Genomic DNA, 14,327 nt, shown 5'->3' with positions numbered 1-14,327 from the left:
GTGCTGATGACGCTGCCGCTCCCCGCACCCTGGCGCGGAAGACGGCAGCGCCTATCGTTCAGGTCAGGGCCGTTCCCAGCCGCGCACCGTGGCGAGCAGTTGCTCGACATGCGCGATCGGCGTGAACTGGCCGATGCCATGGCCCAGGTTGAACACATGCGGCCGGTCGGCGAACGCGTCGAGCACGCGCAGGGTCTGGCGGTCCTGCTCGGCCCCGCCGGCCAGCAGCAGCAGCGGATCGAGATTGCCCTGCACCGGCATCCCGGCAGGCAGCTCGCGGGCCGCCCACAGCGGATCGATCGTCTCGTCGACGCCGACGGCGTTGACCCCGGTCTCGCGCGCATAGGCGGCCAGCTTTTCGCCCGCGCCCTTGGGGAAGCCGATGATCGGCACGTGCGGATAGCGCGCCTGCATCGCCGCGGCGATCCGGGCATTGGGCGCGATCACCCAGCGCTCGAACTCGGCCGGGGCAAGGCTGCCGGCCCAGCTGTCGAACAGCTGCAGCGCCTCTGCGCCCGCCTCGACCTGCCCGGCGAGATAGTCGATCGTGACCGCGACGATCGCGTCGATGATCGCCTGGAACGCCGCCGGGTCGCGATAGGCATAAGCGCGGGTGTCGTGATGGTCGCGGCTGCCCTCGCCCGCCACCATGTAGGTCGCGACGGTCCACGGACTGCCGGCAAAGCCCAGCAGGGTGGTCTCAGGGCCGAGCTGGGCCTTCACCCCTGCCACGGTCGCATAGATCGGCGCGAGGCGCTCAGGCACGGCGCTGAGCGTCTCCAGCGCGGCATCGAGCAGCCGGGGGGAGAGACGCGGCCCCTCGCCCGCCAGGAACGCCAGATCCTGCCCCATGGCATAGGGGACGATCAGGATGTCGGAAAACAGGATCGCACCGTCGAAGCCGAAACGGCGGATCGGCTGCAGCGTGATCTCGGCCGCGGCCTCGCTGTCATAGACCAGCGCGAGGAAACCGCCCTTTTCGGCGCGAAGGGCGCGGTATTCGGGGAGATAGCGGCCGGCCTGGCGCATGAGCCAGAGCGGGCGGCGAGCAAGGTTCTGGCCGTGCAGCGTATCGAGAATGGGGCCGGGCATCGCAGCGTGTGTCCAATCCAAACAAAACAATAGATTCTTATTTAAAAGGATTCAGGTGTTGTTGGCCCTGTGGAAACCGGGGATTGCGGGGCTCTGCCCGATTTGTCCCGGATCCTCCACAAAATTCGCGTGGTGCGACTCTCGCTGACTCCGATGGCAAGCGCAACTTCTCCTCGATTCCCACAGGCTGTGGGAATCCATGCCCGCATGTGGGAGAATCGCCCCCTAACGGACTCGCTCCGGGGGCAAAATCACCGCCCGAACTTGTCGTCGGTTTCCTCCCGTGGTTTATCCGCGCTCTATCCACAGGGTTGCCCCGGATGTGCCGGAATGCCGCCCGGAGGCTGTGTATAAAAGGGGCACCATGCAGCGCCTGCATCTCCACCTGCTGTCGGACTCGACCGGTGAAACGCTTGAAATGATTGCGAAAGCGGCACTGGCGCAGTTCGAGGACGCCGATGTCGTGCGCCACTTCTGGCCGATGGTGCGCTCGCAGCAGCATCTCGACCGCATCCTTGGGGAAATCTCCGCCAACCCTGGCCTCGTGCTGTTCACGCTGGTCAACACCGAGACGCGCGACCGGCTGGAGGCGCGCTGCGCCACGCTGGGCCTGCCCGCGATCGCCGCGCTCGATGCCGTGACCGCCGCGCTCGAGCAGCAGCTCGGGCAGGAAGCCCGCGGGCGCCCCGGCCGCCAGCACATGATGGACGAGGCCTATTTCCAGCGCGTCGACGCGATCCAGTTCACCATCGCGCACGACGACGGCGTTGGCTGGGAAAACTGGGAAGAGGCCGACATCCTGCTCGCCGGCGTCTCGCGCAGTTCCAAGACGCCGACCTCGATCTACCTCGCCAATCGCGGGTACAAGGTCGCCAATATCCCGATCGTGGTGGAAAGCCCGCCGCCCGCCTCGCTGCACAGCGTGCGCCGGCCGCTGGTGGTCGGTCTCACCACCAGCCCGGAACGGCTGATCGCGGTGCGCCGCAACCGCCTGCTGTCCTTGAACCAGGCGCCCGAGACCCCCTATGTCGATACCGAGCATGTCACGCGCGAGGTCCAGTATGCCCGGCGCATGTTCGCCGACAACGGCTGGCCGGTGATCGATGTCTCGCGCCGCTCGATCGAGGAAACCGCCGCGGCGGTCATCACGCTGTACAACGAACGCAAGGCTGCGGGGGAAGGCAATCCGGGAATGAAGGCTCTATGATCGTACTCGCTTCGCAAAGTGCCTCGCGCAAGGCCATGCTCGATGCCGCCGGCGTCGCTTACGAGGCCCGCGCCGCCGACGTCGACGAAGGCGCGATCAAGCGCGAGCTGATCGGCGTGCCCGGCTGCGAGGTCGCGCAGATCCTCGCCGAAGCCAAGGCGCTGGCGGTGTCCGCCGCGGTGCCGGGCCGGCTGGTGCTGGGCGGGGACTCGCTGGTCGAGGTCTGTGGCCGTTCATTCGACAAGCCGGTCAGCCGCGAGCAGGCGGCCGAGCACCTGCGCTTTTTCTCAGGCCAGACCATGCTTCTGCACAGTGCGGCCGTACTGCTGCGCGATTGCGGCGTCACATGGCGGCATTGCGAGACCGCGCGGCTCAAGGTTCGCCGGCTTTCCGACAGCTTTATCGACAGCTATCTCCACAAGGAGTGGCCGGCGGTTTCGGGCTGCGTCGGCGTGTTCCGGATCGAGGCGCTGGGCGTGCAACTGTTCGAGAGCGTCGAGGGCAGCCACTTCACCGTCCTGGGCATGCCGCTGCTCGCGCTGCTGGGCGCGCTGCGCGATGCGGGCGAGCTGGGGGCATGAGCGCGCGTCCCTATGCCGAAGTGATCGGCGATCCCATCGTCCAGTCGAAGTCGCCGGCGATCCACGGCTTCTGGCTGGAGCGGCTGGCGATCGAGGCTGATTACCGCGCCACGCACGTCACGCCCGAGGGCCTTGCCGCCTATATCGCGGAACGCCGCCACGACCCGCTCTGGCGCGGCTGCAACGTGACCATGCCGCACAAGCAGGCGGTCATGCCGCTGATCGACCGGCTCGACCCGCTTGCCGCGCGGATCGGCGCAGTCAATACGATCGTGCCCGAAGATGGCGCGCTGGTCGGTTACAACACCGATGCGCCGGGCTTCATGGAGCCGCTGCAGGGCCTGGTCGACACCCCGCACCTGTTCCGCATGGCGCGGGTGATGGGTACCGGCGGCGCCGCGCGCGCGATCGTCGCCGCGCTCTCCGACGCCGGCTTCGTCATCGTGCTGGCGGGGCGCGATCCCGCCAAGGCGGCGGCGCTGCTCGCCGATGTCGCGCGGGGCAGCGATCACCATGCGGTCGACATCGCCCATTTCGCCACGCCGACCGATTTCGCCTTCGACGATCGCGACCAGTGCGCCGATCTGGTGGTCAATGCCTCGCTGCTGGGCATGACCGGGCAGCCGCCGCTGGCCTACGACCTCAGCCACACCCCGCCGGGCGCGGTGTTCTACGACATCGTCACCAGCCCCGCTGACACCGATCTGCTGCGCCGTGCGCGCGACGCTGGGTTCGCGACGGTCGACGGCCTCGCCATGCTGATCGGCCAGGCCGACTACGCCTTCCGCCGGTTCTTCGGCGCAACGCCGGTGCGCGGGGGCGACGACGCCTTGCTGCGCGCCCGGCTAGCGGCGTGAGCCAGCCCTTCGTCCTCGGGCTGACCGGCTCGATCGGCATGGGCAAGTCCGCGGTCGCGGCCATGCTGCGCGATGCCGGCGTGCCGGTGTTCGATGCGGATGCGCAGGTGCATCGGCTGCAGGGACCCGGAGGGGCCTTGCTCCCCGCGATCGAGGCGGCGTTTCCGGGCGTGACCGGGCCGCAGGGCGTCGATCGCGGCGCCTTGGGTGCGCTGGTGTTCGGTGACCCGGCTGCCCTCGCCCGGCTGGAAGCCATCGTCCATCCCGCCGTGGCCGAGGCGCGCGCTGCGTTTCTGGCGGCCCATGCCGACGCGCATCTGGTGGTCTTCGACATTCCGCTGCTGTTCGAAAAGGGCCACGAGGCAGGGCTCGATGCGGTCGCGGTGGTGTCCGCCCCGGCCGCGGTTCAACGCGCGCGGGTGCTGGCACGGCCGGGCATGACGGCGGAAAAATTCGAGCGCATCCTCGCGCTGCAGGTGCCTGATGCCGACAAGCGCGCCCGCGCCGATCACGTCATCGACACCGGCCTGCCGCTGGCCGAGACCGCCCGCGTGGTTAACGATCTCGTCGCCACGCTTCAGGCAAAAAACCCCCGACCCTAAACGTCTGTACCCCTTGCCAGCCCCGGCATGCGGGTTCACATAAGTTGAAATGCGCGAGATCGTCTTCGATACCGAAACCACTGGACTGGACCCCCGCGGGGGCGACCGGCTGGTGGAACTGGGATGCGTGGAGATGGTCAACCGGGTCGCCACCGGGGCCACCTTCCACGCCTATTTCAATCCCGAGCGTGACATGCCGGCCGAGGCCGAGGCCGTGCACGGGCTGTCGGCCGCATTCCTCGCCGACAAGCCGCTGTTTGCCCAAGGCGCGCAGGACTTCCTCGATTTCATCGGTGACGCGCCGATGGTCGCGCACAACGCCGGGTTCGACTTCGGCTTCATCAATGCCGAGCTGGAGCGTTGCGGCCTGCCCGAAGTCAGCCGCGATCGCATGGTCGACACGGTGGCCATCGCGCGGCGCAAGCATCCCGGCGCCAAGCTCAGCCTCGATGCGCTGTGCACGCGCTATGGCATCGACCGCAGCCACCGCACGAAGCATGGCGCGCTGCTTGACGCTGAACTCCTCGCGCAACTCTATGTCGAATTGATGGGCGGCCGGCAGATCGGCCTGGAACTGGCGGCAGAGGCGAACGTCTCTGTCTTCGGGTCCGGCGCCGCAGCCGGTGTGGTGGCCGTGGCCGAAGTGGCCGTGGCCCGCGTCGCCCGGACTTTCCGTGAACCCCGGCCCCACGGGCCGAGCGAAGCGGAATTGGCCCGCCATGCCAAGTTCATGGAGGGCTTCAGCAACCCGCTCTGGTCGCGCTGACCGTGCGGGCGGCCCGTCCAGGGTCGTTCGCAAGCCGGCGCCCGGTCCGGGCTTAGACAAGGAGAGAAGACCCATGGACATTCGCGTTTCGGGACATCAGGTCGATACCGGCGCCGCCTTCGAAGCCCACGCGGCCGACAGGCTTACCGGCATTGTCGACAAGTACTTCTCCGGCGCGCTTTCGTCGCAGGTCACACTGGGCAAGGCGCCACATGGCGGATTCCGTTGTGACATCGTCACGCATGTGACGCAGGGGTTGATTCTCAAGGGCAGCGGCGTGGCGCAGGATGCGCACCAGGCGCTCGACCAGTCCGCCGAGAAGATCGACAAGCAGCTGCGCCGCTACAAGCGCCGCATCCGCAACCACTCCGAAGGTTCGGATTTCGCCCGCCGCAGCGAGGAAGCGGCCTACACCGTCTTCATGGTCGAGGAACCGGCGGAGGAACATGACGAGACCGAAGGCGCCGATGCGCCGCTGGTCATCGCGGAAACCCGCGTGGACGTCCCCACGGCCACTGTCTCCGACGCCGTGATCATGCTCGATCTGCGCAATACCAACGCCCTGCTGTTCAAGAACGCCGGGACCGGTACGCACAACATGGTCTATCGCCGCGGCGATGGGTCGATCGGCTGGGTCGAACCCGGCGCAGCCTGAAGCATAGTCTGAAACAAGTCGCCCGCCCGCGCAGGAACTCCTGTGCGGGCGGCACGGCATAGACAACCCAGGTCTGCAGGGGGCCGCCCGGCATTCATCGCTTGCAAGCCAAACGAATAGGGCGCATGGCGCCGCCAACTTGAGCGTGCATTCACGCAGGCTGTGGCATTATTCGTTTCATGACCGCACTTTTTTCCATTGATCCTCAAGCGGTACGGGTGATCCGGGCCGAGTCCAAGGCCCAGATCCTGGACACGCTGGCCGACGGCTTCGCCGCGGTCTATCACCTCGATCGTGCCCACGTTCTCGAGCGCATCGAGGAGCGCGAGGCGCTGGGTAGCACCGGGTTCGGTCGTGGCGTCGCCATTCCGCATGCCCGGCTCGAAGGCCTGGCGCGCCCCGTGGCCGTGTTCCTGAGACTGGAAGAGCCCGTCGCGTTCGACGCGGCCGATGGCATGCCGGTCGATTGCGTGTTCGGGCTCCTCTCGCCCGAGCAGGCCGGTGCCGTCCACCTCCAGGCGCTCGCCGCGATCAGTCGCCTGATGCGCGATGATCGCATGCACCAGCGGCTGAGCCACGCGCCCGACGCCGATGCGCTCTACGCGCTGCTCGTCAACGTGATTGACCGCGACGCCGCCTGAGCAGGTCGATGGCGATGGACGATCCCCGCCTGCCACCCCGTATCGAGGTTTCCGGCTGGATCCGTCGCGCCGAAGCGCGTGGCGGCGGGGGCATGGTGCTGCACAAGGGCGATCCGGACGCGGGAACCATCCTGCTGGTTTCGCTCGAAAATAACGGAACGATGGACCCGCCGGCGCTGCTGTGGGAGCGGCTTCCCCAGCCCGACGGACAGCGCGTTTGGACTGTCACGCGGGTGCAAGACCCTGAAAATAAACACGAATTTAACGACTATATAGCGCAGAGAACGGGGCGTGACCCCGATCTGTGGGTTGTGGAACTGACCGTCGCGAACCCGCAACAGTTCGTCGGGAACCCGGGAACCTCAGGTTGACTCCCCCGCCCGGCTGAATAAACCGCGACCATCGAATTTGCGCAGGCGGCGCCGCTTGGCATTGGGGTCTCACGGCGCTGGCACGCAGACGGGGGTTTTTCCGTTACGGCCCTTGTGGCACGCCACCGGCAGTTTTGCCCGGTCGTTGTCGCACGCCGCTTCCGGCCAGCCACCGCACAGTGCAGATGGTTGATGATCTATCCTACCCGCTTCGTCCGCAGCGCCTTCGTGGTGCTGGCTGCCGTCGCCACGCTGTGCGGCGCCTCGATGGCCGAAGCCCAGGATGGGTCCACCCCGACCGAAACCCAGATCATCGTTCCCGAAGGTGACGCCAACGGCCCCATCGTGCTCCCGGCAGTGCAGTCGACCGTGACGCTTCCCGCCGCCCGCGGCGAAGTCGTCGTCCCCGGCACTGCTACTGCGACTGCCACCGCGCCGATCAGCGCTGCATCGCTCGACGCGCTGGTCGAGGCGACCCCCGTCCCCGCCGCGCTGCCGTCCGAGCTGGAATGCCTCGCCGGCGCCGTCTATTTCGAAGCCAAGGGCGAAAGCCTCGCCGGGCAGCTCGCCGTGGCACGCGTGATCGTCGCCCGCGCGCACTCGGGCCGCTACCCGGGCTCGTACTGCGGCGTGGTGTACCAGCCCTCGCAGTTCTCGTTCGTGCGCGGCCATGCCATGCCGGCGATCAACCACAACACCCGCTTCTGGGCCAATGCCGCGCGCATCGCCCAGATCGCCGATCAGGGCAGCTGGAAGAGCCCCGTCGAGGGTGCGCTGTTCTTCCACGCCACGCGCGCCGCGCCGGGCTGGAACAAGACCCGCCTTGCGGCCATCGGCGGGCACATCTTCTACCGCTGAGCCTTTTCTGCCGATGAGCCTGGCGGCGCGGCTCAGTCGAGCTGCTTGCCGGCCCTGCCCGCCAGTTCAGTCACGTACTGCCACGCCACCCGGCCCGACCGGCCGCCGCGCCGTCGCGACCATTCGAGCGCATCGCCGGGTGTGAAGGCCAGATCCATCGCGGCGCAATAGCCTTCGATGATCGCCAGGTAATCGTCCTGCGAACAGGCATGAAAACCGAGCGAGAGGCCGAAGCGATCGGCCAGCGCCAGGCGATCGTCGACCACGTCGCGCGGATTGATCGGGTCGTCCTGCTCGGCCATGTGCCGTTCGACGATGGCGCGGCGATTGGACGTGACGGCAAGCCGCACATTCGCGGGCCGCGCCTCGACCCCGCCCTCGAGCCACGAGCGCAGCAGCCGCGCACCTTCGGTATCGCCGGTGTCGAAGCCGAGGTCGTCGAGGAACACGAGGAACTGGCGCGGAACGGTGCGCAATTGGCCGAACAGCAGCGGCAGGGTCGCATCTGGCAAGGCCTGGACCAGAGCGATCCGGCCCGGATGCACCGCGTTGGCCGCGTTCACCGCAGCGCGCAGCACGGCGGACTTGCCCATCCCGCGCGAGCCCCACAGCAGCATGTCGTGCGCGGCGGCGCCGCTCGCCAGCCGCATCACGTTGTCGACGACCGCTGCCTTGGGCAGGTCGATGCCGCGCATGTGGTCCAGCGACGGCGCCTCGAGCCGGTCCACGCCGCGCGCGCCGTGCCCGGTCCAGACATAGGCGGGGCAGGCCAGCCAATCGACCGGCTCGGGCGCCGGCGGGGCGATCCGCTCCAGGGCTTCGGCGATGCGAGTGAGCAGGCGGTTGTGCGGTTTGGTCATGGCGGCGCGGCCCCAAGGAAAATCTTGCAAATGGAATGCAGCGCGATAGCGCACTGCATCATGAGCACCACCGAAATTTCCGGCCAGGGTCCTGCATATCCCGCGGGCACGATCCTTGCCGCCGACGATGCCAGCATTGCCGCGGCGGCAGCGGTGCTCGCCCATGGCGGAACCGTCGCCGTGCCGACCGAGACGGTCTATGGCCTTGCCGCGCGCGCCGATCAGGACGCATCCGTCGCCGCGATCTATCGCGCCAAGGGGCGCCCCGATTTCAATCCGCTGATCGTTCACGTGCCCGATATTGCCGCAGCCGAGCGCCTTGCCCTGTTCGATGATCGAGCGCGGTTGCTGGCGGCGGCATTCTGGCCGGGAGCCTTGACGCTGGTGCTGCCCCGGCGTGAGGGCGCGGACCTTGCGGCGGCGGTGAGTGCCGGCCTGCCCACGGTCGCGCTGCGCTGCCCGGCGCATCTGGTGATGCAGGCCGTGCTGCGTGCGTGCGGCCTGCCGCTCGCTGCGCCCTCGGCCAATCGCAGCGGGGCGATCAGCCCGACGCGGGCGGCGCATGTCGCTGCTTCGCTGGGAGACCGCGTCGATCTCGTCCTTGATGGCGGCGATACGCGTCAGGGCATCGAATCGACCATCGTCGGCCTGCGCGTGGATGGGGGCTGGGCCGTGCTCAGGCCCGGGCCGATCACGCCTGAGGCGATCGCAGCTGTGCTGGGCATGGAGGCCAGCGACCACGACAGGGCAAAGATCGAGGCGCCGGGGCAGTTGGCCAGCCACTACGCCCCAGGCAAACCCGTGCGGTTGAATGCCAGCGAAGCGGCGGCGGACGAATTCCTCATCGGCTTCGGCCATGTGGCGGGCGACACGACGCTATCCGCCACCGCCGATCTCGCCGAGGCAGCGGCACGGCTCTATGCCTGCCTGCATGCCGGCGCCGCAGATCCGCGCCCGCGCATCGCGATCGCGCCGATACCCGACGCCGGCATCGGCATCGCGATCAACGATCGACTGCGCCGCGCCGCAGCCTGAGCCAGGGCACGGTCGTCACATTGCGCGCGGCGCCGCTTACATCGGCTGCGGGGCAACCGGACGGTTGAGATCGTCGAGCACCGCCTGCGCGGCCGTCGCGCGGGCGCAGGCGCGCTTGTTGCCACGGGTGCACTGGGCCTGCTCGCGCGTGAGCCGGGCCTGGGCCTTGGCGATCGCGGCGGCATTCTGGCTGGCCAGCGCCTGTTCGCGCGCCGGGCCGGGGCGCGTCGGGTCGACCGCGCCGGGCATGGTGCAGGCACCCACCGTGGCGAGCAGCATCAGGGGAAGGGCCGATCGCAACATGGTATGCCTTTCGTAGCAAATTGATGAAAATGGCTTTTCCAGCCGCCAACGCAAAAGGCCGCCGGAGGTTCCGACGGCCTTTTCACGTTTTGCCTGGCTGCAGGAGCGCTCAGACGGTCTCGTAGTACTTGGGCGCGTGTTCGTTGAGGATCGCGAGGATCTTCTTGAGCGCGGCCGGCTCGTCGGTCTTTTCCATCGCGGCCAGTTCGCGGGCCAGGCGCGAGGACGCCGCCTCGAAGATCTGGCGTTCGGAATAGCTCTGCTCGGGCTGGTCGTCGGCACGGAACAGGTCGCGCGTCACTTCGGCGATGGACACGAGATCGCCGGAGTTGATCTTGGCTTCGTATTCCTGGGCGCGGCGCGACCACATGGTGCGCTTGACCTTGGGCTTGCCCTTGAGGGTATCGAGCGCCTCGCGCAGCGTCTTGTCCGAAGACAGCTTGCGCATGCCGATCGCTTCGACCTTGTTCACCGGAACGCGAAGCGTCATGCGCTCCTTTTCGAAGCGGAGCACATAGAGCTCCAGCTTCATGCCCGCGATTTCTTCCTGCTGAAGCTCGACCACGCGGCCGACACCATGCTTCGGGTAAACGACGTAATCCCCAACATCGAAGGCAAGAGCCTTGGCTGCCATTTCTTATCCTTTCGACGCCGACAGAGGGGCGACGGGTCGGGCCGAAGTGCCCGGCGGGAAAAAGCTGATGCGATCGGCGGGTCGGTGAAACCAGTCGCTCCGGCCCTGCTGTGCGCAAGGCCCGGTCCATGGAGCGGGGCGGTGCCATCATGGCCTCATGGGCCGAGGGGCAACGCTATCTGGCAAACGACCGTGACAAGCCCGGTCAAGCCTTGCGATCCGTCAGCGTTTTTCCGTTTGCCGCCTGTGTCTGCCTTCTCGTAACAAAAAGGGCGCCCGGCAAACGACTTTGCCCGGCGCTTGACCTGTATATAGCAGGTCTGTGGCAAAATTACCAGAGGCACGCGACACATGCGGGAAACCGCCGCTGCCCGCTTGGCCGGCGGAAGCGGGGTGGTGTCTTATGCGCGGCGCACTAGGCGCGCGCGAACCGTGGGGCCTGGGCGATTCGCCAGCCATCCGGCCGCGAATCGCCCAGGCCCGCGATCAGTCGCCCTCGCCGGGTTCGGGCGAGAAGAACTTCTCGAACTTGCCGTCCACGCCCTTGAACTCGTCGGCGTCGGCCGGCGCGTCCTTCTTGGTGGTGATGTTCGGCCATTCGGCGGAGAATTTGGTGTTCAGCTCCAGCCACTGCTCGAGCCCGCTTTCGGTGTCGGGCAGGATCGCCTCGGCAGGGCATTCCGGCTCGCACACGCCGCAGTCGATGCATTCGCTGGGGTTGATGACGAGCATGTTGTCACCCTCGTAGAAGCAGTCCACGGGACAGACTTCCACGCAGTCCATGTACTTGCAGCGGATGCAGGCATCGGTGACAACGTACGTCATGCTGGTCCAAATTCCTCAAGGCTCGATTTCGCGCCGTGCTAGAGGTGCGAGGGGCGCCGCGTCAAGCACCCGATAGCACCCTTGTGCCTCAGGCGCCGGCCCGCGCCGTGCCGGAAGGGCCACGATCTCGATCACCCGGACCCCTCCGTGGGTCGGCAGGACCATGATGTCGCCGACCTTGACCGCCGCGCTGCAGCGCTCGATCCGCCGGCCATTGACGCGGATGTGGCCTTCCTCGACCCAGCCCTGCGCCAGCCCCCTGCTTCCGGCAAACCGCAGGAACCACAGGAGCTTGTCGATCCGCATCGTGTCCCGTTCTCCCTACCGGATCAGCGCGGCGAGCGCTGCGAAGGCGCCGCCCCCATCGTTGCTTCGAGACTGGCCTGGCGCCTGCGTCGCCTCGCCCGAAGCTCGACGCCTGCCTTGCTCGTGACCCCGGCTGCGCTTCGCATCGGGTCCAGGTCTCAGCCCGCGCGGTGCGCGCCATTCCCACAGCGGCGGGGCGGGCGGGCCGGCGTGGCCATCGCGCAAGGGGCGGCTGGTGATCGCGCGAAAACCCGCATGGCGCAAAAGCGTGGCATAGACGGCCGTGGTCAGGCCCATCGACAGGGCCAGCGCCGGATCGAGGAACACCCGCTTGCTGCGCGCACCGGTGCGTGTGCCATGGGCGGCCTGGATCAGCCGTTCGGCCATGTCCACCCGCACCGCCTGCGGGCCGGCGGCACGATAGCCCACTGGCAGCGGGCCGTGCTTCACCGCAGGTGGCATCCCCGCGGGCGGTGCGGGCGGCTCGAGCCCGTGAACCTGTGCCAACCTCGCCCAGGCCGCCGCCGCTGCCGGGCGCAGCGCTGCGGGCACGAAAACGTCGAGCGTCCCGGCCTGCACGCCCATGCGGCGAAGCGCCGTGCGCTGTTCGGGGGTGCAATCCTCGAGCCGCGCGTCCTCGCGCGGCGTGACGCCCCCGCCCTCGATCAGTCGCAGCGCCAGTGCCCGCAGCGCAGGCCCCGCCGCCGGATCGCGCGCCGCCTCGGCCAGACGGACGAAGGGAGCAAGCGGCTTGGCCAGGGTGCGGTCCATCCAAGCCTGTAGCGCGGCCAAGGCCTTGTCGCGGCCGGGGCTGCCGAGTCGCTCGACCGCCGGATCGAGCTTGAGCCGTGGTTCGAGCAGCGTCTTGCCGCGGGTCAGCCGCGCGACGACCAGCCCGCGCCAGGCAAGGTCCGCACCGTCGAGCGTCAGCGCTTGCCCCGCCGCGGCATCATCCAGCAATTCGCCCAAGCGCGTGGCCAGAAGGCCGGGCAAGTGGCGCTCGGCGGCGGCGAGCAGCAGCTTGCGATCGGCGGCGCGGGCGAGCGGATCGACGACGAAGCGGAATCCCTCGAGGTGGCCGATCGCTTCGTCGTCGACCAGCACCACGCCCGATTCGTCCTGCCGGACGGGCAGGAGCGAGGCGTCGGCGCCGGCCTTGCGCATCAGCACGGTGGTGCGCCGGTTGACGAAGCGTTCGGTCAGGCGCGCGTGGAGGGCGTCGGACAACCGCGTTTCCACCGCGCGGGCACGGGCGGCCATCTCGTCGCGGGCAAGGACCCAGTCGGGCCGCTGCGCGATGTAGGACCAGCTGCGGATCGCGGAGATGCGGCCCTGCAGCGTATCGATGTCGCCGGCGGGGTTGTCGAGCTGCGCGATGGCCTGTGCCACGTAATCGGCACCGAGATAGCCGCCGCGCAGGTCCTGCCACAGCCGCGCGACGAAGCGCGCATGCGTGTCGGATCCCTGCTGGCGGAAATCGGGCAGCGAGCACACCTGCCAGAAGCGCTGGACGCTGCGGCTGCCGCGTACCGTGGCGGTCACCGCCGGGTCCTCGGCCAGGCGCTTGAGCACGGCGAGGTCGATCGCCTCGGGCGGCATGGCCAGTTCCGGCCGTGGCGGCGGGCTTTCCAGGTCCTCGATCAGCGTGGCAACCGAATCGAAGCGCGGCTCGGGCTCGCGCCAGAACAGGCGGGTCAGCGGCGGGAAGCGATGCTCCTCGATCGCATAGACTTCCTCGTCGGTGAATTCGGGATCGCGCCCGCCCGTTCCCGCCAGCGTGCCGAACGTGCCGTCCTTGTGGTGGCGCCCGGCGCGGCCCGCGATCTGCGCCATCTCGGCCGTGGTCAGGCGGCGGTGGCGGTGTCCGTCGTATTTCGACAGGCCGGCAAAGGCGACATGTTCGACATCGAGGTTGAGGCCCATGCCCACGGCGTCGGTCGCCACGAGGTAATCGACCTCGCCCGCCTGGTACATCGCCACCTGGGCGTTGCGGGTCTGTGGGCTGAGTGCACCCATGACCACGGCCGCACCGCCGCGAAAGCGGCGCAGCATCTCGGCCATGACGTAGACCTGCTCGGCCGAGAAGGCGACGATCGCGCTGCGCGGTGGCAGGCGGCTCAGCTTCTTGGCGCCGACATGGCTGAGCGTGGAAAATCGCGGCCGCGTGATGATTTCGGCGCCGGGGACGAGTGCCTTGACCATCGGCTCGAGCGTCGCCGAGCCGAGCAGCATCGTTTCCTCGCGGCCGCGGGCGTGAAGCAGGCGATCGGTGAAGATGTGGCCGCGCTCGGGATCGGCGGACAATTGCGCCTCGTCGAGCGCGACGAAAGCGAGATCGGGCCGTGCGGGCATGGCTTCTGCCGTGCACAGCAGCCAGCGCGCGTCCTTGGGCTCGATTCGTTCCTCGCCGGTGATCAGCGCGACCTGCGCCGGTCCCTTGATCGCGCAGACCCGGTCATAGACCTCGCGCGCGAGCAGCCGCAGCGGAAAACCGATCGCGCCCGAGGAGTGCGCGCAGAGTCGTTCGATCGCGAGATGGGTCTTGCCGGTATTGGTGGGGCCGAGCACCGCCTTGACCGTACCGCCGCCATTGTCGCGGCCCGATCCACCGGGCAGGCGATTCGCCGGGAGTGTCGCTCTTGCGGAAGCGGGCACGCGCTTGGCCATGCAGCAGATGTGGCGGCGGGGCGGTGCACATGCAAGAAGGCGCCGGGGAATTATCCCCGACGCCTTC

The 14,327-nt window shown here is 68.3% G+C and carries 17 protein-coding genes; 10 read left to right on the top strand and 7 right to left on the bottom strand.

Annotation, left to right across the window (positions count from 1 at the left end):
* Positions 1 to 63: 63 nt before the first annotated feature.
* On the bottom strand, positions 64 to 1,092 hold the full coding sequence (hemE, locus tag V7Q48_RS13125; RefSeq protein WP_333838687.1) for a uroporphyrinogen decarboxylase: 1,029 nt from the start codon (positions 1,090 to 1,092) through the stop codon (positions 64 to 66).
* A 364-nt stretch (positions 1,093 to 1,456) separates the two neighbouring features.
* Between hemE and V7Q48_RS13120 the strand changes: the two genes are divergently transcribed.
* The 9 genes from V7Q48_RS13120 to V7Q48_RS13080 all read left to right on the top strand — a co-directional run bounded on the left by V7Q48_RS13120 (position 1,457) and on the right by V7Q48_RS13080 (position 7,630).
* Positions 1,457 to 2,299 (top strand): pyruvate, water dikinase regulatory protein, encoded by an 843-nt coding sequence (locus V7Q48_RS13120; RefSeq protein WP_333838686.1) that lies wholly within the window; start codon positions 1,457 to 1,459, stop codon positions 2,297 to 2,299.
* A complete protein-coding gene (locus V7Q48_RS13115; protein WP_333838685.1) occupies positions 2,296 to 2,880 on the top strand; it encodes a Maf family protein in 585 nt (194 codons plus the stop codon). The genes V7Q48_RS13120 and V7Q48_RS13115 overlap by 4 nt, the downstream gene beginning before the upstream one ends.
* Positions 2,877 to 3,737 carry a shikimate dehydrogenase family protein gene (locus tag V7Q48_RS13110; protein ID WP_333838684.1) on the top strand — a complete coding sequence of 287 codons (861 nt, stop codon included), beginning with the start codon at positions 2,877 to 2,879 and terminating at the stop codon, positions 3,735 to 3,737. Before V7Q48_RS13115 ends, V7Q48_RS13110 begins: the two co-directional genes overlap by 4 nt.
* Complete coding sequence (coaE, locus tag V7Q48_RS13105) at positions 3,734 to 4,339, top strand: dephospho-CoA kinase (RefSeq protein ID WP_333838683.1); 606 nt, start codon at positions 3,734 to 3,736, stop codon at positions 4,337 to 4,339. The genes V7Q48_RS13110 and coaE overlap by 4 nt, the downstream gene beginning before the upstream one ends.
* A 49-nt stretch (positions 4,340 to 4,388) precedes the next feature.
* Positions 4,389 to 5,105: a DNA polymerase III subunit epsilon gene (gene dnaQ / locus V7Q48_RS13100; protein WP_333838682.1), complete on the top strand. Its 717-nt coding sequence runs from the start codon at positions 4,389 to 4,391 to the stop codon at positions 5,103 to 5,105.
* Positions 5,106 to 5,178: 73 nt separating this feature from the next.
* The gene (hpf, locus tag V7Q48_RS13095) at positions 5,179 to 5,760 is read left to right on the top strand and encodes a ribosome hibernation-promoting factor, HPF/YfiA family (protein ID WP_333838681.1); all 582 of its coding nucleotides are present in this window, start codon (positions 5,179 to 5,181) and stop codon (positions 5,758 to 5,760) included.
* Positions 5,761 to 5,939: 179 nt separating this feature from the next.
* On the top strand, positions 5,940 to 6,401 hold the full coding sequence (locus V7Q48_RS13090) for a PTS sugar transporter subunit IIA (protein ID WP_333838680.1): 462 nt from the start codon (positions 5,940 to 5,942) through the stop codon (positions 6,399 to 6,401).
* Positions 6,402 to 6,415: 14 nt separating this feature from the next.
* Positions 6,416 to 6,772, top strand: a complete 357-nt coding sequence (locus V7Q48_RS13085) for a DUF1491 family protein (protein WP_333838678.1) — start codon at positions 6,416 to 6,418, stop codon at positions 6,770 to 6,772.
* A gap of 192 nt (positions 6,773 to 6,964) precedes the next feature.
* On the top strand, positions 6,965 to 7,630 hold the full coding sequence (locus V7Q48_RS13080; RefSeq protein WP_333838677.1) for a cell wall hydrolase: 666 nt from the start codon (positions 6,965 to 6,967) through the stop codon (positions 7,628 to 7,630).
* A 32-nt stretch (positions 7,631 to 7,662) separates the two neighbouring features.
* On the opposite strand, the gene V7Q48_RS13075 is transcribed toward V7Q48_RS13080, so the two are convergent.
* Positions 7,663 to 8,490, bottom strand: a complete 828-nt coding sequence (locus tag V7Q48_RS13075; RefSeq protein ID WP_333838675.1) for a DUF815 domain-containing protein — start codon at positions 8,488 to 8,490, stop codon at positions 7,663 to 7,665.
* 60 nt (positions 8,491 to 8,550) lie between these two features.
* Here V7Q48_RS13075 and V7Q48_RS13070 point away from each other — a divergent pair, with 60 nt between their 5' ends.
* On the top strand, positions 8,551 to 9,525 hold the full coding sequence (locus tag V7Q48_RS13070) for an L-threonylcarbamoyladenylate synthase (RefSeq protein ID WP_333838674.1): 975 nt from the start codon (positions 8,551 to 8,553) through the stop codon (positions 9,523 to 9,525).
* A 36-nt stretch (positions 9,526 to 9,561) separates the two neighbouring features.
* On the opposite strand, the gene V7Q48_RS13065 is transcribed toward V7Q48_RS13070, so the two are convergent.
* From V7Q48_RS13065 to V7Q48_RS13045, 5 genes are all read right to left on the bottom strand, one after another.
* Positions 9,562 to 9,828, bottom strand: a complete 267-nt coding sequence (locus tag V7Q48_RS13065; RefSeq protein WP_333838673.1) for a hypothetical protein — start codon at positions 9,826 to 9,828, stop codon at positions 9,562 to 9,564.
* A gap of 109 nt (positions 9,829 to 9,937) precedes the next feature.
* A complete protein-coding gene (locus tag V7Q48_RS13060) occupies positions 9,938 to 10,462 on the bottom strand; it encodes a CarD family transcriptional regulator (RefSeq protein ID WP_022675317.1) in 525 nt (174 codons plus the stop codon).
* 486 nt (positions 10,463 to 10,948) lie between these two features.
* Positions 10,949 to 11,287: a ferredoxin FdxA gene (fdxA, locus tag V7Q48_RS13055; RefSeq protein WP_333838667.1), complete on the bottom strand. Its 339-nt coding sequence runs from the start codon at positions 11,285 to 11,287 to the stop codon at positions 10,949 to 10,951.
* A gap of 15 nt (positions 11,288 to 11,302) precedes the next feature.
* Entirely contained in the window at positions 11,303 to 11,593 is a 291-nt protein-coding gene (locus V7Q48_RS13050) for an RNA-binding S4 domain-containing protein (RefSeq protein ID WP_333838665.1), read from the bottom strand.
* Positions 11,594 to 11,608: 15 nt separating this feature from the next.
* Positions 11,609 to 14,260, bottom strand: coding sequence for a helicase-related protein (locus V7Q48_RS13045; protein WP_333838664.1), 2,652 nt, complete (start codon positions 14,258 to 14,260; stop codon positions 11,609 to 11,611).
* Positions 14,261 to 14,327: the final 67 nt, after the last annotated feature.

Origin of the sequence: Novosphingobium sp., from assembly GCF_036803765.1 — a bacterium.
Classification (GTDB): Bacteria; Pseudomonadota; Alphaproteobacteria; order Sphingomonadales; family Sphingomonadaceae; genus Novosphingobium.
This window is presented reverse-complemented; position numbering and strand designations above follow the sequence as displayed.

Bases quoted from the DNA above. Each gene is read 5' to 3' on its own strand.
- hemE (WP_333838687.1), bottom strand. From the start codon at position 1,092: ATGCCCGGCCCCATTCTCGATACGCTGCACGGCCAGAACCTTGCTCGC.
- V7Q48_RS13120 (WP_333838686.1), top strand. From the start codon at position 1,457: ATGCAGCGCCTGCATCTCCACCTGCTGTCGGACTCGACCGGTGAAACG.
- V7Q48_RS13115 (WP_333838685.1), top strand. From the start codon at position 2,296: ATGATCGTACTCGCTTCGCAAAGTGCCTCGCGCAAGGCCATGCTCGAT.
- V7Q48_RS13110 (WP_333838684.1), top strand. From the start codon at position 2,877: ATGAGCGCGCGTCCCTATGCCGAAGTGATCGGCGATCCCATCGTCCAG.
- dnaQ (WP_333838682.1), top strand. From the start codon at position 4,389: ATGCGCGAGATCGTCTTCGATACCGAAACCACTGGACTGGACCCCCGC.
- hpf (WP_333838681.1), top strand. From the start codon at position 5,179: ATGGACATTCGCGTTTCGGGACATCAGGTCGATACCGGCGCCGCCTTC.
- V7Q48_RS13090 (WP_333838680.1), top strand. From the start codon at position 5,940: ATGACCGCACTTTTTTCCATTGATCCTCAAGCGGTACGGGTGATCCGG.
- V7Q48_RS13085 (WP_333838678.1), top strand. From the start codon at position 6,416: ATGGACGATCCCCGCCTGCCACCCCGTATCGAGGTTTCCGGCTGGATC.
- V7Q48_RS13080 (WP_333838677.1), top strand. From the start codon at position 6,965: ATGATCTATCCTACCCGCTTCGTCCGCAGCGCCTTCGTGGTGCTGGCT.
- V7Q48_RS13075 (WP_333838675.1), bottom strand. From the start codon at position 8,490: ATGACCAAACCGCACAACCGCCTGCTCACTCGCATCGCCGAAGCCCTG.
- V7Q48_RS13070 (WP_333838674.1), top strand. From the start codon at position 8,551: ATGAGCACCACCGAAATTTCCGGCCAGGGTCCTGCATATCCCGCGGGC.
- V7Q48_RS13065 (WP_333838673.1), bottom strand. From the start codon at position 9,828: ATGTTGCGATCGGCCCTTCCCCTGATGCTGCTCGCCACGGTGGGTGCC.
- V7Q48_RS13060 (WP_022675317.1), bottom strand. From the start codon at position 10,462: ATGGCAGCCAAGGCTCTTGCCTTCGATGTTGGGGATTACGTCGTTTAC.
- fdxA (WP_333838667.1), bottom strand. From the start codon at position 11,287: ATGACGTACGTTGTCACCGATGCCTGCATCCGCTGCAAGTACATGGAC.
- V7Q48_RS13050 (WP_333838665.1), bottom strand. From the start codon at position 11,593: ATGCGGATCGACAAGCTCCTGTGGTTCCTGCGGTTTGCCGGAAGCAGG.
- V7Q48_RS13045 (WP_333838664.1), bottom strand. From the start codon at position 14,260: ATGGCCAAGCGCGTGCCCGCTTCCGCAAGAGCGACACTCCCGGCGAAT.